Genomic DNA, 15,522 nt, shown 5'->3' on the forward strand with positions numbered 1-15,522 from the left:
TCCCTGATTATATCGTTACCGTTCGGTCATGCTATTTATCTTATGCCCGGCTTCCTTCATGGCTTCTTCTGCTGTCTTTTTTCCGGAAAATGCCTCAAAGATTTTCTCATAAAGGACTCCGTTTTTCTCCCCTGCCTTTGACAGATCGGGAAGGGGTCTTGCAAGTTCTATCATCTTCTGCTGTACCGGAAACCAGGGGCAGTCACCGGCCCCTTTCAGATAGCTTCCTCTTCTTACTGGAGCACCACTCTTTCTTCCCACCTTCTGATCCACCTCCGGTGACCGAAGGTACGAAAGAAATTCCTCTGCAGCTTCTTTTTTCCTGCAGCTTGAACAGATTCCAAAGGACCAGGTCACGTTCCATGCCGTGGAAAAAGTGGAAAATCCCAGATCCTCTGGTTCCAGACAGCCTTCCTTAAACACTTCACCCATCTGACCGCTCCAGGTAACTGCCATAGCTGCTCTTTTTTGGCGGATAGCCTCTGCAATTTCCCCATTGCCGAATCTATCCGTACCGCCAACTGCACAGGATCTCAGTTCCGCATAGGATTTCAGACCCTTTACCGCATCTTCCTTTCCGCAGGCCGCAGATCCATCGGGATCATAAGCATCTCCTCCGTACATGCGCAGGAAGGGAAGGGCATCGGTAAATATCTCAGACTTATCAGCCTTCATGGCTACTGCCCGTTCCCCGCAGGCCGCCTTGTAAGCTTTTGCCGTTTCTATGTATTCCTGGGGAGTGATGACGCTTCCAAGTTCCTTCCCCAGTACCTGTTCAAGCAGGCTTTTACGGTAGACGATCATATGTCCGTCGCAGAAAGAGGGAGATAAATACGTCTTTCCCTTATACTTCATTTCTTCTGCAATGACCGGAAGGATATCTTCTTCCTCAAGCGCAAGTTCCGAAAGGTATCCGTTTTCTACAAAATCACGAAGCCATAAATGGCCTGCAACCATGACAATGTCATAATCTGCTTCTCCGGCAAATGCTTTCATCATCATCGGATAGTAATCCGCCCAGGGCACGATATGAAAATCAACGTTTCCACCATATCCGTCTATAATCCCCAGTTCTTTATCCAGATAGCCTTCCACCGCCGGATCTGCCACTGCCAAAATCTTAAGCGTTTCCTGTTCCATAAGCACTACCTCTCCTATTACGTTAAGCCTTACCTTCCCGGCTGCGGCGGCGCATCTACGATGCCAACGATATAGGCATCAACAGGTGCCGAACGGTCCAGCGCATACTGAGTCGTATTGTCAGTGGTTACTAATACCAGTTCCCCAATCCCAGCACCAATGGTATCGGCCGCTACAAAAGTATCCTTATGATCTCCATAATATGGTTCTACCAAAAGAAGCTTGAACCCAACCAGGTTCCTGCATTTTCTAGTGGAAACCACAGTTCCCATTATTGTTCCTAATATCACCTGGCCTCTTCCTTTCTAATGGTTACCCATTGTCCCTGCTTTAACTGGAACGCATTGGCATCGTCAGTATCCACATGGAAATCCAGCCTGCTGTCACGGGTAACACGAATAAGTACATGGCCGAGCACGCCGCCCTTTGGCCCATCTACTGAAACACTTACCCGGTCCTGATCCGATACCCCAAACCACCGGGCGTCTTCCGGCGTCATATGAATATGACGGTCCACAATGATGACGCCCTCTGTCAGAAGGATTTCTCCCTTTGGCCCCTTAAGCATTACCCCGGGAGTTCCCTTTAGATCTCCCGATGATCTTACCTGTGGCTGTATTCCAAGGATTCTGCAGTCACCGGAGGCCATTTCCACCTGGCTTTGTTTTCTCTCCGGTCCCAGAATCCGTACCTTAGGAAGCGTTCCTGCCGGACCGGAGACAGCAACCTGTTCCTCACAGGCAAACTGTCCCGGCTGGCTTAATGCTTTCATGGGAGTCAGCCGGTATCCGGCTCCAAAAAGCGCTTCTACATGTTCCTTTGACAGATGCACATGCCTTGCCGAGATTCCTACGGGAACCTGGTAAGGCTGTGTGCTAAGCCTCTTCCAGTTATCCAGGACCAGTGAGGTTACCTTCTGAATCAGTTCTTCCCTGTTTTCCATTGTAAGCCTCCGCCTTTAAACATTTTCCTGTTCTTTTTATTTAAGGAATGGAAGGATTCCGCCTATGGAATTATGCGGTCTCGGGATTACATGAACTGCTACTACCTCTCCCACTCTGGATGCCGCTTCCTCTCCTGCTTCCACTGCCGCCTTGACAGCTCCTACGTCTCCCTGAACCATAACCGACACCAGGCCGGAGCCAATTTTCTCAGTTCCCACCATTTCTACGTCCGCAGCTTTTAACATGGCATCTGCTGCCTCGATCGATGCGGTAAGGCCTCTTGTCTCAATCATTCCCAGTGCTAACATTCCCTTTTTTACTGCTGTCTCTGCCATTTACTTATCCTCCTTAAGTTTGTGTTCTTCTTCCTCTGGTTTTACAGGATTCTTTTCGTTTTCATGCCTGTCTATCATATTTAAAAGCTTCAATACCTCCGGATGAGGGTTTTCGATGGACACGGATACTTTTACATTGTCATCTCCCACGATCCGCCCTGCCTCTCTGGCCGCCTCCACTGCGGCACGAACCGCCGAGGTCTCACCCGCTAATACTGTGTGGCACATCCTTCCTCCCAGCTTCTTGTGGCAGCTTACGATTTCCACTTCAGCCGCCTTTAAGGCCTGGTCTACCACCACTACGGTATTGGCATAATAATTGATTTCTAAAACCCCTATGGCGTTTCGGTTTGTTTTCATGACGCCCACCTTTGCTGAAGACTATTTGATCCTTGGTAAAATTTTGTCAATATCCTGATGCGGCCTTGGAATCACATGAACTGCTACCAGTTCTCCGACTCTGGAAGCTGCCGCCTCTCCTGCCTCGGTGGCCGCCTTTACCGCGCCTACCTCTCCGGTTACAATGACGGTTACCAGACCGGAGCCGATTTTCTCGGTCCCTACAAGCTCAACGTCTGCCGCCTTTAACATTGCATCTGCTGCTTCGATGGATGCCGTCAAACCCCTTGTTTCAACTAACCCAATTGATGTGGATGCCATATCCTGCTACCTCCTGAAATTTATAATGTTTTCTTCCTCGAATGATACCTTTGTTATATGAGACAACGCTTTTGTTCCCTCATATGGTTTTTCGATCATCTCTACCAAAACCTCTTCCGGACTGTTAAATTTAAGAGCCGCTCTTTTTGCTGCCTCACAGGCCTCTTTCACATCATCGATTCCGCCTTCAAATTTCACCTGGACCGTAAGGGGAATGAATGCGGTCGCATCCTTTGGATTGATGGTGTCGATCCCAATGATCCTCACATTTGCTGCCTTACAGGCCTTATCCATAGCATAAAGAACTGCGCCATATCCTGCACATTCCAAAAAGCCGATTGCCATATGTACCTTCCCCTCTCTAGATGATCCGCAGGCCTCCTTCTGCCAGCATGCACCTACGTCTTCTGGTAAAGCTTCTTGCACAGGTAAGACCCTCTCCGGTAGGACCTGCGATCGTCATGGTCGTATGGCCCTCTCCGCCGATTCCTACCCCTTTTAAGGTTGAGCCGTTCTTCGTAAAAATGGTTGTCTCAATAATTTTTCCGAATTTGGTCATATTCTCAACGTTTCTGGAAAACATGGATGCCGTATGCCGGTTGCCTGACTCTGCCGCTACCGCGCACTCCACACATTCTTCAAAAGTCTTTAAGCGTACGATGGGTAGTATGGGCATCAGCTGCTCTACCATTACAAAGGGATGGCTTCTGTCTGTCTCGCAGATCAGAAGCCGGACATCCTTGTGCCCGGAAACGCCTATGGCTTCTAAAAACAGGGCCGCATCCTTTCCAACCCATTTTTTATTCACTTCATAGCTACCGTCTTTTTCTATCATGGCAAACTTAAGGATTTCATTTAACTCCATGGAATTAAGCAGGTATGCACCTTCCTTTTCCATCTTATTCACCAGCACATCCGCAACACGTTCCATGACGAAGACTTCCTTTTCCGCCAGACACAGAATGTTGTTATCAAAGGAAGCTCCACGGTAAATCTCTTTTGCCGCAAGATCTATATCCGCCGTATCGTCTACAATGACCGGCGGATTTCCCGCACCTGCTCCGATGGTCTTCTTTCCGGAGCGAAGCAGGGCATTAACCATAGGCATTCCTCCTGTACCAACCATAAGGCGGATTCTGGGATCAGCCGTCATTTTGCCCACGGCCTCCATGTTAGGTTCTTTCTGCATGGTGATTAAATTTTCCGGACCTCCGTTTTCCACAATGGCCTGATGAAGAAGCTTCAGGCAGTGGGCGCAGCATCTCTTGGCTCCCGGATGGACATTAAACACTACGGAATTTCCTCCGGCTATCATACTGATGGTATTATTGATCATGGTTTCGGTAGGATTGGTGGACGGCGTAATGGCTCCGATTACCCCAAAAGGAGCACATTCCTCTATCATCAGTCCTTCATCTCCTGAAATGGCATCCGTAGTCAGACATTCCACGCCAGGTGTTTTTTCAATAACAGCCATATGCTTCAGGATCTTATCCTCAAAGCGCCCCATGCCGGTTTCTTCCCAAACCATCTTTGCCAGGGTTTTTGCATGGCTTTTTGCGGTCATTCGTATGGCTTCAATGATTCTCCGTCTGTCTTCTATCCTGTAATGCTCTACCCATTCACGCTGGGCCGTGTGGGCCGCTGCAATGGCATCCTCTACCCGTTCAAATACCCCATTTTCACTTTGAGAGGGAAAATAAGATGGCTTTACGCCTCTGCTCTCTATGCCTGCAAGCACTTCCTTTACAATCAGTTCTATCTCTTTTGCCCCAATTTCCATGATTGCCTCCTAGTTTAGCTGCTCTATCACTCTTCTCACTACTTCGGCTATAATTTCCTTCTTTGCCTTACCTAAAGCTTCCGCCTCCACAGGCTTCTGTTCCTCTATGGTCAAGGTCTTCTGTGTCACGCCGGTACAGCCGCAGCTGGAGACCGGCAGGTTTTCTCCCGGCCTTACAATGGATGTTACCCCTTTTAGTACCGTCCCTGTCTGCTCTGCCGGACGGACATCTGCTGCCGTAATCACATCCTTCATATTCGTCACTTCTACGGAACAAGGCGGAATCCCGCCAGCCGTGATGCCAAGCTTATGCCGGATATCCAGCAGCTTATCTACCTGATCGCAGGAAAGCAGATTCTGGCGTCCGATGATATTGCCTGTATACATCAATATGGTCGCGTAATATTCAATGGATTCCAGCCTGTAAAACGCCTGGTGAATATCTTTTCCCCAGGTCAGCGCTCCGTGGTTTGCAAGAAGCACGCCATTGTGAGATTTCACAAAGGGCGCAATGGAATCAGGAACTTCCTCTGTACCCGGTGTGGCGTATTTTGCAACCGGGATAGACCCAAGCCCCAGAACCGCTTCCGTAAGGACTGCGGCATCCAGACTGATCCCGGCAATGGCAAAGCTGGTCGCCACCAAAGGATGGGCGTGGGTAACTGCCTGCACATCTGGATTTTCCTTATAAACCCTTAAATGCATCTTTACTTCTGAGGAGGGCTTCCATCTTCCCATCAGCACTTTTCCGTTCAAATCCATCTTCACCAGCATATCCTGTGTCATAAATCCCTTTGATACCCCGGTCGGAGTCGTCCAGATGGTGTTGGGTCCTACCTTACAGCTGATGTTTCCATCATTCGAGGCTACAAAGCCCTTTTCGTACATACGTCTGCCGATATCCAAAATTGCCTTTTTGGCCTCAAAATCAGACATGTACTTTACGCCTTGAACTGTCATCATATCTTTACCTCCAAAGTCCAAACAACTACATGTTTTCCCTGTCCGAACTTTCCTCTTTTATACTGTATTTTTACCATTTTTATGTCTGTTTGTCAATGTTTTATGTTGTTTTATTTCTGTTTTTACTGTTTTATTTTTATTTCAACTATTTCTTCTTTACATTTAAGCAAAAAAATTATACAATATACTTATATACCACATGATTTTTATGGTTTTGTATTGCATTTTATTTTAATTATCATTTATTGTCATAAAGAAAGGAATATGCCTATGTTAGCAGTAACAAGGAAAGCCAAGATCAAAGATATTATTTTAGAAAAGAAAAGCGTTACGGTGACCGAACTTTCCAAGATTTTCTCCGTGACCGAAGAAACCATCCGGCGGGATTTAAAGCAATTGGAGGATGACGGGTTCCTGACCAGAACATACGGCGGTGCATTCATACAAGATGGGGTTGAGAATAACGTAGAATTAACGATCCGGGAAACCGCATATATGGAAAGCAAGCAGGCTATTGCAAAAAAATGCCTGTCCGTGATCCACAACGGCGACTCCATTTTCTTAGATGCCTCTACCACATCCCTGCAGCTGGCAAAAGCTCTCCAGGGGATGCGCCTTACCGTGGTAACTAACTCCCTGCTGATCATCAATGAACTTTATGACAAAGAAGATATCCGCCTCATTTCCATCGGAGGTTCCTATACCCCCCGGGACAAAGCCTTTGTAGGAAATACAGCAATCCGGAACCTAGAATCTTTTTACTTAGACAAGACCTTCATGTCCTGCAGAAGCGTTTCCATAGAACATGGAATCACCGATTCCAACGAAGCCATTGCCGCCATACGCCAGACACTGATGACCCGGAGCAATCATGTGTATCTGATCGCCGACCACTCCAAGTTCGATAAAACCTCCTTCATCCGGATATCCGGTTTTGAAACCATCAAAGGACTGGTCACCGACAAGCAGATGAACGAACAATGGAGAGAATATCTTTTAAAAAACAACGTAGAGCTTCTTGAAGCCGCGGAAGCATAATCTGATTTTGGCAAGAGGATGTCCCAGTTCCTATGAGACATCCTCTTTTCCTATGTAAGGTTCAGCAACAACTACTTACATTTCCTTTGCTTTCAGGGCTTCTTCCTTCTTCCTGAATATTTCTTTTAATGATTCTGTATAGGGTGCTCTGGCGATCCCGTATTCCGTCACGATCCCTGCGATCAGATCATTATCCGTCACATCAAATGCAGGATTAAATACCTTTACGCCTTCCGGTGCCATCCGTTTTTTATACCACATCTCCACCACTTCCTCTGCCGGGCGTTCCTCAATGTGGATCTCCTTACCGGTAAGAGTGTTCATATCAATGGTGGAGGTTGGGGCGCAGATATACATGGGCACACCGTAGCGTTTGGCTGCCAGGGCTACCATGGAGGTTCCGATCTTATTTGCAGTATCACCGTTGGCAGCCACCCTGTCACAGCCTACAAATACGGCATCGACCCAGCCATTTCTCATGACGGTCGCTGACATGTTGTCACAAATCACTGTAACATCAAGACCAGACTCCTTTAATTCGAAAGAGGTCAGTCTCGCGCCCTGAAGAAGGGGTCTTGTCTCGTCCGAAAAGATGCGGAAGCCATAGCCCTTTTCGTGTCCCAGATACATGGGAGCTGTCGCAGTTCCGTACTTTACCGTAGCTAACTGCCCGGCATTGCAGTGGGTCAAAAGGCCGTCGCCCGGCTTTACAAGAGACAAACCATATTCTCCGATCATCTTGCAGACCCAGATATCTTCTTCCCGGATCTCTATTGCCTCTTTATGAAGGAGTTCAACGATCTCAGGAACAGTCCTCTCTGTATTTTTCAGAACCACCTGTTCCATCCGTTTCAGCGCCCATGATAAATTGACGGCAGTAGGACGTGCGGAATCTAGATAGTCCTTTGCTTTTTGGAATTCTGCATAAAAATCTTCAAAACGATCTGCTTTGATCTCCCGTGCGGCCAGATAAATGCCAATCGCTGCCGCCACACCGATGGCAGGTGCCCCTCTTACCTGAAGAAGATAGATTGCATTCCAGATATCCTCCTGTTTTGTCAGGGAAAGTATTTCCGTATGATACGGCAGCTGTGTCTGGTCAATAATGACCAGGGCATTGTTCACTTCATCTAGCGCAACAGTATCATAGTCCATGATGGATTTTTTTGTTTCTTCGCTCATTAGTTATCCCTTTCTTGTTACCGGCTTTCAATCCCGTATTACCGGCTTCCAAACTTACCGATAGCCTCTTTAATTGCATTCAAATAATCTTCTCCGCTCCGGAAGCTGCGGCGGTTCATTATATAATTCTTTGCCAGCGTAATGACGATCTTTTCGGCCCTGGCCCGTTTTTCCTCGTCAGGAATTGTGGTAATATCAATGACATTAGCCATTCCTACAGTCCGGCGGATGGATTCAAGTCCTGCTACACCTGCAGTGTCGGAAAGGATGCCTTCCAGATACCATTCCTTAAATCCCGGTACCTTTGCCATGGTTTCCGTTACGTGCTCATCAAAGACCTTGTTGTACTTTTCAATGAACAAGTCCACAATGTCGGAGATCGTACTTAGGCACCAGCCGCAGAACTCCTCTTTTTCCTTTTCATCTTCAATGGTGGCGTCACCGTTGCACCATGCAAAAAACATATTTGCAATGACATTGCCGATATCATAGCCCATAGGTCCGAAGAAGGCGAATTCCGGATCAAAGATGTAAGTGTGCTCTTTATTAATAAACACAGAGCCAGTATGTAAATCTCCATGAATCAGAGACTGGGCATTGTTCATGAACTCAAACTTCAGCTTGGCTGCTTCCAGATGCAAGGCCTGATCCTCGTACAGTTCCTTCTTTACAAAATCTGCATTGGGTGGAAATACATTGTTCCTGTGGTTGTAATCAATAAAGGGTTCGCTGTATACCAGATCCTCTGAAATCTCGCAAAGGTCCGGATTGATAAAGCTTTTAACCAGTTCTTTTTTCTCTTTGTGTCCCAGGACAATATCCGTTGTACGCAGAAGGGAATTAACCATAAAAGTGGTCACATGATCCGCAAATTTAGGATAAGTCTCATGTTTTAACAGACCGGTACGCATCATGGTATGACCGATCATATCCTCCATGACCATGGCACACATGGTTCCGTCATACAGGTAAACCTTTGGAACCAGCCCCGGAGCATAAGAATCCTGGATCCCAAGAATCTTTGCTTCAATTCTTCCGCGGTCGGTGGAAACATGCATTTCTGCTGAAATACGAAGCGCTTCTCCTGCCTGCTTCACGATGATGGTTTTCCCGCTTGCAGGATCCTTTACACGAAACACATAGTTTAAGTTTCCGTCTCCGATCTCCTTACATTCCAGCCTGGCATCCGCATCAAAATAAGTGAGCTTCTCCTTAACATAATCCGGTACCTCTTCCGCTTTCATCAAAAAATAACTGTCGTATTTAGACATTCCTGTCACCTTCCCCTGATCAATATAACGTTTTTAGTTTACATTTTTTGTCTTGCCGCTTGCATAGGTCATGGCAAGGGCAATGGCAAGGACTGCTCCCTTTATGATGTTCATGGCATAATATGGCACGGACATCATGATAAGACCATTCTCCAGCATACCCACAAGCACCGCTCCCGCAAAGGTACCAAATGCATTGGCTTTTCCGGCACCTAATACAGAAAACCCGATATAAGCCGCACATACAGATGGCATCAGGTAGGCATCACCTGCTGAAATCTGCGCCGTTCCCACACGTGCTGCCAGGCAGATTCCGCCGATCGAAGCAAAGGCAGCTGACAGAAAGTATGCAAGGATCTTATACTTTGCTACCGGAATACCGGAAAGCTGGGCCGCCTCAGGATTTCCGCCTACAGCATACATGTATCTGCCGTGTTTGGTATAATTTAAGAAAAAGTATGCAAACAGCACCACACAGATCATGATGATGATCAGCCATGGTTCCTTTCCCAATGCCCGGAAGGCTTCGGGAACTAGGCCGGGAGCCTGGGTCCCATCGGCGCGTGTCATACGCTCAGTGATAGCGCCGCCCTTGGAATAGGTCATGGAAACTCCCTGATACATAAACATTACGGAAAGTGCCGCAACCATATCCGGTATCTTGAATTTTACGATCAAAATACTGTTGATGACTGCAACGCTTAGGCATATGAGTACCGTAAGAATGATGGAAACACCTATATTGATGTTGTGCCATACAAAGCACGTCATAACAAAAACATTGGCAAACTGAGCCGTAGCTCCAATGGAAAGGTCCATGCCGTTTACCGCCAGGGCAAACGTAAGACCGATTGCAATGATGGTGGTGATGGATACCGCACGAAGGATCGTGATCATATTAGACTGGGTAAGAAACATGCTCGTTCCCGTATCCTTGCTCCAGTTTCCAAACGTAAACAGGATGAACATGATAAGCATCGTTGCGATGGTACCCCATTTTGTCACAAAATCCCCAACGTTCCTTTTCTTTTTTACCTTCTCTGCCCCAGACATATCATTTACCTCCTGTCGAATAGTAAAGCAGTTCTTTTTCGTTCGTATCTGCTGCGTTTAATTCTTTAATAATTTCTCCGTCATACATCACATAGATGCGGTCGCAGATACTTAATATTTCCTGGAATTCGCAGGTGGCATAAATTATACCTTTTCCCCTGGCTGCCAAACCTTCAATTAACTCATACATATCCTGCTTGGCTCCCACGTCGATCCCTTTGGTCGGCTCGTCAAAAATATAAACCTCTGAATCCTTATTCAGCCATTTTCCAACGACCACCTTTTGCTGGTTTCCGCCGGATAGCAGGGCAACAACCTGGTTCTCGGATGGGGTCTTGATTCCAAGGCCGCGTATCATATTTTTGGCGTCCTCTTTTTCCCGCTTCTTGTTTACTACAGAAAGCCGGTTCGTATATTTTTCCATGGCTGCCACAGAGATATTGGAGACAACCGGGTCCGAAATCAGGACGCCTTCTTTTCTCCGCTCTTCCGGAACCAGTGCAAGCCCATGCTTCACGGCCTGGGTAGGCCCTTTTGCCTTGATCACTTTTCCGTTTAACTTCATGGTGCCGCCTGACTGCTGGTAAGCGGAAAACAGGGTCTTGCAAAGCTCTGTCTTGCCAGCGCCCACCAATCCTGCTACTCCGATAATCTCTCCTTTGCAAACGGTCATGTTGATATCTTTTACTTTCCCTTCCCTTTCGGAGAGGTTTTCTATTTCAAGCAACGGCCCGCCGATCTCGCACTTTTTCTTGATGTAATTATCCTCATAGCTACGGCCTAACATATATTCGACAAGAGTATTTACTTCCAGTTCTTTAGAAAGCGGCAGTTCAGTCACCAGTTTGCCGTCTCTCATAATGGTAATATTTTCACAAATCTCGTAAAGCTCACTTAATCGGTGGGAAATAAACACCACTCCCACATTCTCTTTCGCCAGCTCACGCACCACCCGGAACAATTCCAGTGTCTCGGAATTGGAAAGAGGGGCCGTGGGTTCATCCAAAATCAGGAACCTGCACTTTTCCGCCACGCATCTGGCTATGAGAACCATCTGTTTTTGCGCCAGGGTAAGTCCTGATACCTGTTTATTAATATCCACTTCTACATTTAATTTCTTTAATACCGTTTCTGCTGCCTGCCTGATCTCTTTCCAGTGCACGATTTGCTTTCGCCCCATTTTATTGACCAGCGTGTTGAACATTACATTCTCAGCCACGGACAGATAGGGAATCAGCGCGGTGTCAACTTCCTGAAATACGATTTCTATCCCAAGATTTTTAGCGTCTTTGGGGCACCGGATTTCCACCGGTTCCCCTCCAACGTAAATTTGTCCTGTATAATGCGTATTGACACCGGCAAGCACTTTCATTAAGGTGGACTTACCTGCGCCATTAGCACCCACAAGCGCATGAATCGTACCACTTTTCAGACCAAAATCAACTCCATCCAAAGCCTTAACTCCAGGAAATTCGATGGATATATCTTTCATTTCAAGTTTTACTTCGGTCATGGCATCTCTTCCTTAATTATGTAATGAATACAGAGCGTTTCTTTAATTTACATATTTGTTCTTGATTGTATCAGTATATAGTGCGCCCTTAGGATCTTCGGCATCGCCCCATCCATCAATGATGCTGCTCAAATCACTCATGGTTGTCTGAGCATTGAGCTGGGTTGTTTCAATGTTACATGCATTTAGGTTAAAGTAATCCGGTGTTTCTTCTCCCATAAATTTAAGAGCCAAAAGACGGGCATCTACAATACCGATCAGTTTCGGATCAACGGCTGCAGTAGATTTCCACACGTCAGGATTCTTTACCATTAACTGAATGTCATCGTTGGATACATCAATGGTGTACATTGGGATATCGGTACGTCCAGCGTCGTTCAATGCCTGTAATACACCCTTTGCCAGCTCATCGTAGCAGCCCCAGATGGCATCTACGGAACCTTCCGGATATTTAGGAAGAATAGCAGCTGTCTTGTTGGTCATATCGCCGCGGGCATTGGCTGAATCAGATGGCGCAATCACTTCCAGGGTCTGGATCTTGCCTTCTGCTTCCAGCTTGGTATAGATTTCGTTACGTCTGTCTAACGGAGGGATTCCAGGGCCCATGAAGGTCTTTAAAACTTTCATAGGGTACTTTCCGCCTTTTGCTTCAAACTCTTTCATCATGTAGCCAAGGGAAAGCTCGGCCAGCGCCTGATCGTTCTGAGCGGTGGAAGTTACTCCGGAAAGAAGCTCGCCGCTTGCATCTCCGCCCTTAAATGGCATGGTATCAAAGGTAACAACCTCCATGCCTTTGTCTCTGGCAGGCTTTAACATATCATAGGAATAAGACAGCTGTCCGTGAGATACGATAATTCCCTGATAATCTTTTGCAATAACCTGAGCTACTGTCTCCTGAGCCTTTGCATCATCGCCGTCTGTCACAAAAGTGTCTACGGTCCAGCCAAACTTCTTCCCCTCGGATACACAGCCATCTAAAAACTGCTGGGTATGGTCTCCTGCTGCCAGGTTCCGCACAACGGCGATCTTTTTTCCTGCAAGAGAGCCTGTGGACTGGGCGTTTTCAACCTTCTCCGCTGTAGTCGCCGGTTCCGTCTTAGCTGCTTCCGTCTTTGCTTCTGTGGATGCCGGTGCAGCTGTTGCTGCTGTGCCGCTGCTGCCGCATGCAGTTGTTGACAATACCATTGCTGCTGCAAGCACCATTGCTAACCTCTTTTTCATAAAGTAAACCTCCTTTAAAGATATAAAATATAGTTTTCTATTCCGGACACACCCAACCTGTCCTTCCTGTAGAAATTGTAGCATATTGTATCCGGTTTTGCAATATTTTTATTTGATTTTATTTATTTATTTTGTTTTATACTGTATTTCATTGTGTTTTATGTTGTTTTATGTCCTATTCAGGATGTATTTTTCATTATTATATATATCGACCCATTTTCTTCCATACGAAATAGTATTAAACTAATAAAAAGTATTTGCAATCAAACTCATCAATGTTTTACTTATGTTTAAAGTAAAGTAATAGTTGTATTTTCACCAGTGAAAAAGAGGGAAACAGCAGCCTGCAGGCCAGATCCAGTAAAAAACTGGTTCTAACCGGCAGGTAACTGTTTCCCTCTATCACCATTCTATATGAATCCTTAAGGAAAATCCGTACAGGCTGCACCTTCAGCCTCTCAAAGGTTATTTATGACGTCCTTTAATGCATTGATAAATATTCTGCAACATCTTCTACAATCAACGAGGCAGCTGCCTGAACCTCAGAATCCCCGCTTCGCAGAGTTGCACCGCCATAATCCTTAATCATCTGTAAGTCATTGAAACTATCGCCTATGGTTCTTATTTCATCAAACCCGCCCCAATACCCGGAGATCCAATCCACAGCCGCCGACTTGTTCACGCCCTTAGCCACAATATCCCCATTCCAGACATTGGCATAAGCGGATATCAAAGGGAACCGTTCGTTCAGCCGGGCACACAGCATTCGGATCCACTGCACATCCTGCCTGCGCCTGTGAATCTGGATGATCTCTTTCAGGCAATGGATCCGGTCTATGGAAATCTGCCCGTTACAGGGCTTTTGGGTGGTAGCTCCGGAACTTGATAGCACATTCACCTTTCCGTTTCGCATGGATACACCGCTTCCTTCTTCACCAAGACCGTGAAGGTACCAAAGCACTTCTCTAGCCGTATGATCATCTATGGTCCTGCAAAACAGCTCTTTTCCTGTTTCATCTAACAAGAGAGCGCCATTGTTTAATATAAGGGCATCAGGCTTTATCGAATACTTCTCCAAAAACACACGGACTGAAGATTCATTGCGTCCTGTGGCAATGACAAACCGGTTTCCTGCTGCCTGCCAATCACCAACCGCGTTTAAGTTTTTGGCACTAATACAGCCATCTATATATAAGGTCCTGTCAAAGTCACTTACAGCACATTTCATCTATTCCCGTATCTCCTTTCCACGGCAAAATACGCTAACCAGATTCAAATCTGAATCTACGATTGTTAGGTCTGCATCCTTGCCGGGTTCAATGCTGCCCTTTCTGTCATCTGCATGAATATACCGGGCCGGATTTAAGCTGGTCATTCTCATGATATCGAACCAATCCACAGAGGTATGTCTGGCCATGTTTTGTATGGAACCTATGTAACTTAACTCCAGTTCTCTGACTGCCTGATAATCCTTTGGGTCCATCCATTCCTCTCTGCCGTCATAGTGAGATATCCGTACCTTATCTCCCTCCTTTATAAATTTCATTTTCCTGACATAATGATCAAATTCCGTCCGGGTCTGGGCAAGGCCGCTGCAATCCGTGGTCATGATCATGCGTTTGCTGCCTTTGATCCGGAAAGCGATGTCAAAGGCTTCATGAGACACAGTCATACCTGTCTGCTTGGCAAATTCACACATCATATCATCAAAATAAAGTGCGGCGCCCGCCACTCCCAGCTCCCGGTGATGGAATCCACGCATTCCGCTGAAGGTATGGGTAAAACCGCCGAGGCCGGCATCCTTTATCTCTTTGATCTGGGAAAAGGTAGCCCCGCTGTGGCCTACAGAGGTCTGTATTCCCTTCTCTTTGCAGAATTCCAGTACCTCTCTTGCCCCCTCCTGCTCTACCGCAATGGTCATATACCGGCAAAGTTCTTTGTTCCGGAAGCTGTTATAGATTTCCTCCATCACCTTAAGGCTTGGAAGAATGCAGCATTCTTCCCTCTGCATCCCCCGGTAAAGGGGATTGATAAAAGGTCCCTCCAGATGAACTCCTACCATCTCAGCTCCCGGATAATCCGCCTCATAGGCATCATCCGCAGCCTTGATACAGCGCCCGATTTCCGATATGGTATCCGCTCCCGAGGTCGCCAAATAAGAAGTAACTCCTGCATAGGGAAGGGTGCGGCACATTTCTTTTAATGCGTCTGCACTCTTCTCAAACCAGAAAGAGCCTGTTGCCCAGCCATGGATATGGATATCAATGAATCCAGGCAAGATAACAAAATCAGAAAAGTCTTCGTATTGCCCTATATAATCCTTATGCAGCGCCTTTATTTTCCCATGTTCCATCTCTAAAAATCCGTCAAATTCCTGGTTTTCAAGAATGATATGCTTTGAATAAAGTACCATAATCCA

Annotated in this window: 17 protein-coding genes; 1 reads left to right on the forward strand and 16 read right to left on the reverse strand. The window is 46.5% G+C overall.

Annotated elements, in window-relative coordinates:
* Positions 1–15: 15 nt before the first annotated feature.
* The 9 genes from H171_RS09145 to H171_RS09185 are packed head-to-tail and all read right to left on the reverse strand — an operon-like array spanning position 16 to position 5,825.
* Positions 16–1,140 carry an extracellular solute-binding protein gene (locus H171_RS09145; protein WP_100304852.1) on the reverse strand — a complete coding sequence of 375 codons (1,125 nt, stop codon included), beginning with the start codon at positions 1,138–1,140 and terminating at the stop codon, positions 16–18.
* Between the two features lie 29 nt (positions 1,141–1,169).
* Positions 1,170–1,430, reverse strand: coding sequence for a EutN/CcmL family microcompartment protein (locus tag H171_RS09150; protein WP_100304853.1), 261 nt, complete (start codon positions 1,428–1,430; stop codon positions 1,170–1,172).
* Positions 1,427–2,083 carry a phosphate propanoyltransferase gene (locus H171_RS09155; protein ID WP_100304854.1) on the reverse strand — a complete coding sequence of 219 codons (657 nt, stop codon included), beginning with the start codon at positions 2,081–2,083 and terminating at the stop codon, positions 1,427–1,429. The genes H171_RS09150 and H171_RS09155 overlap by 4 nt, the downstream gene beginning before the upstream one ends.
* Before the next feature lie 36 nt (positions 2,084–2,119).
* Positions 2,120–2,419 carry a BMC domain-containing protein gene (locus H171_RS09160; protein ID WP_025232812.1) on the reverse strand — a complete coding sequence of 100 codons (300 nt, stop codon included), beginning with the start codon at positions 2,417–2,419 and terminating at the stop codon, positions 2,120–2,122.
* Positions 2,420–2,779 (reverse strand): BMC domain-containing protein, encoded by a 360-nt coding sequence (locus H171_RS09165; protein WP_100304855.1) that lies wholly within the window; start codon positions 2,777–2,779, stop codon positions 2,420–2,422.
* Between the two features lie 21 nt (positions 2,780–2,800).
* Positions 2,801–3,079 (reverse strand): BMC domain-containing protein, encoded by a 279-nt coding sequence (locus H171_RS09170; RefSeq protein ID WP_025232810.1) that lies wholly within the window; start codon positions 3,077–3,079, stop codon positions 2,801–2,803.
* A 6-nt stretch (positions 3,080–3,085) separates the two neighbouring features.
* Complete coding sequence (locus H171_RS09175) at positions 3,086–3,424, reverse strand: BMC domain-containing protein (RefSeq protein ID WP_025232809.1); 339 nt, start codon at positions 3,422–3,424, stop codon at positions 3,086–3,088.
* 16 nt (positions 3,425–3,440) lie between these two features.
* Complete coding sequence (locus H171_RS09180; RefSeq protein ID WP_100304856.1) at positions 3,441–4,862, reverse strand: aldehyde dehydrogenase family protein; 1,422 nt, start codon at positions 4,860–4,862, stop codon at positions 3,441–3,443.
* Between the two features lie 9 nt (positions 4,863–4,871).
* Positions 4,872–5,825, reverse strand: a complete 954-nt coding sequence (locus tag H171_RS09185; RefSeq protein ID WP_100304857.1) for a class II aldolase/adducin family protein — start codon at positions 5,823–5,825, stop codon at positions 4,872–4,874.
* Positions 5,826–6,095: 270 nt separating this feature from the next.
* Here H171_RS09185 and H171_RS09190 point away from each other — a divergent pair, with 270 nt between their 5' ends.
* The gene (locus H171_RS09190; RefSeq protein ID WP_100304858.1) at positions 6,096–6,863 is read left to right on the forward strand and encodes a DeoR/GlpR family DNA-binding transcription regulator; all 768 of its coding nucleotides are present in this window, start codon (positions 6,096–6,098) and stop codon (positions 6,861–6,863) included.
* A 75-nt stretch (positions 6,864–6,938) separates the two neighbouring features.
* Here H171_RS09190 and mtnA read toward each other — a convergent pair whose 3' ends face one another.
* The 7 genes from mtnA to H171_RS09225 all read right to left on the reverse strand — a co-directional run bounded on the left by mtnA (position 6,939) and on the right by H171_RS09225 (position 15,516).
* On the reverse strand, positions 6,939–8,045 hold the full coding sequence (gene mtnA / locus H171_RS09195; protein ID WP_100304859.1) for an S-methyl-5-thioribose-1-phosphate isomerase: 1,107 nt from the start codon (positions 8,043–8,045) through the stop codon (positions 6,939–6,941).
* 38 nt (positions 8,046–8,083) lie between these two features.
* A complete protein-coding gene (mtnK, locus tag H171_RS09200) occupies positions 8,084–9,316 on the reverse strand; it encodes an S-methyl-5-thioribose kinase (protein ID WP_100304860.1) in 1,233 nt (410 codons plus the stop codon).
* A 33-nt stretch (positions 9,317–9,349) separates the two neighbouring features.
* A complete protein-coding gene (locus H171_RS09205; protein WP_100304861.1) occupies positions 9,350–10,369 on the reverse strand; it encodes an ABC transporter permease in 1,020 nt (339 codons plus the stop codon).
* 1 nt (position 10,370) lies between these two features.
* A complete protein-coding gene (locus H171_RS09210) occupies positions 10,371–11,882 on the reverse strand; it encodes a sugar ABC transporter ATP-binding protein (protein ID WP_100304862.1) in 1,512 nt (503 codons plus the stop codon).
* A 42-nt stretch (positions 11,883–11,924) separates the two neighbouring features.
* Positions 11,925–13,103, reverse strand: a complete 1,179-nt coding sequence (locus H171_RS09215; protein WP_100304863.1) for a sugar ABC transporter substrate-binding protein — start codon at positions 13,101–13,103, stop codon at positions 11,925–11,927.
* A gap of 481 nt (positions 13,104–13,584) precedes the next feature.
* Positions 13,585–14,331: an HAD family hydrolase gene (locus H171_RS09220; protein ID WP_100304864.1), complete on the reverse strand. Its 747-nt coding sequence runs from the start codon at positions 14,329–14,331 to the stop codon at positions 13,585–13,587.
* Positions 14,332–15,516, reverse strand: coding sequence for an N-acetylglucosamine-6-phosphate deacetylase (locus H171_RS09225; RefSeq protein WP_100304865.1), 1,185 nt, complete (start codon positions 15,514–15,516; stop codon positions 14,332–14,334). It abuts the gene before it with no gap.
* Between the last annotated feature and the right edge of the window lie 6 nt (positions 15,517–15,522).

It is taken from the genome of [Clostridium] celerecrescens 18A (genome assembly GCF_002797975.1).
Lineage (GTDB): Bacteria > Bacillota > Clostridia > Lachnospirales > Lachnospiraceae > Lacrimispora > Lacrimispora celerecrescens.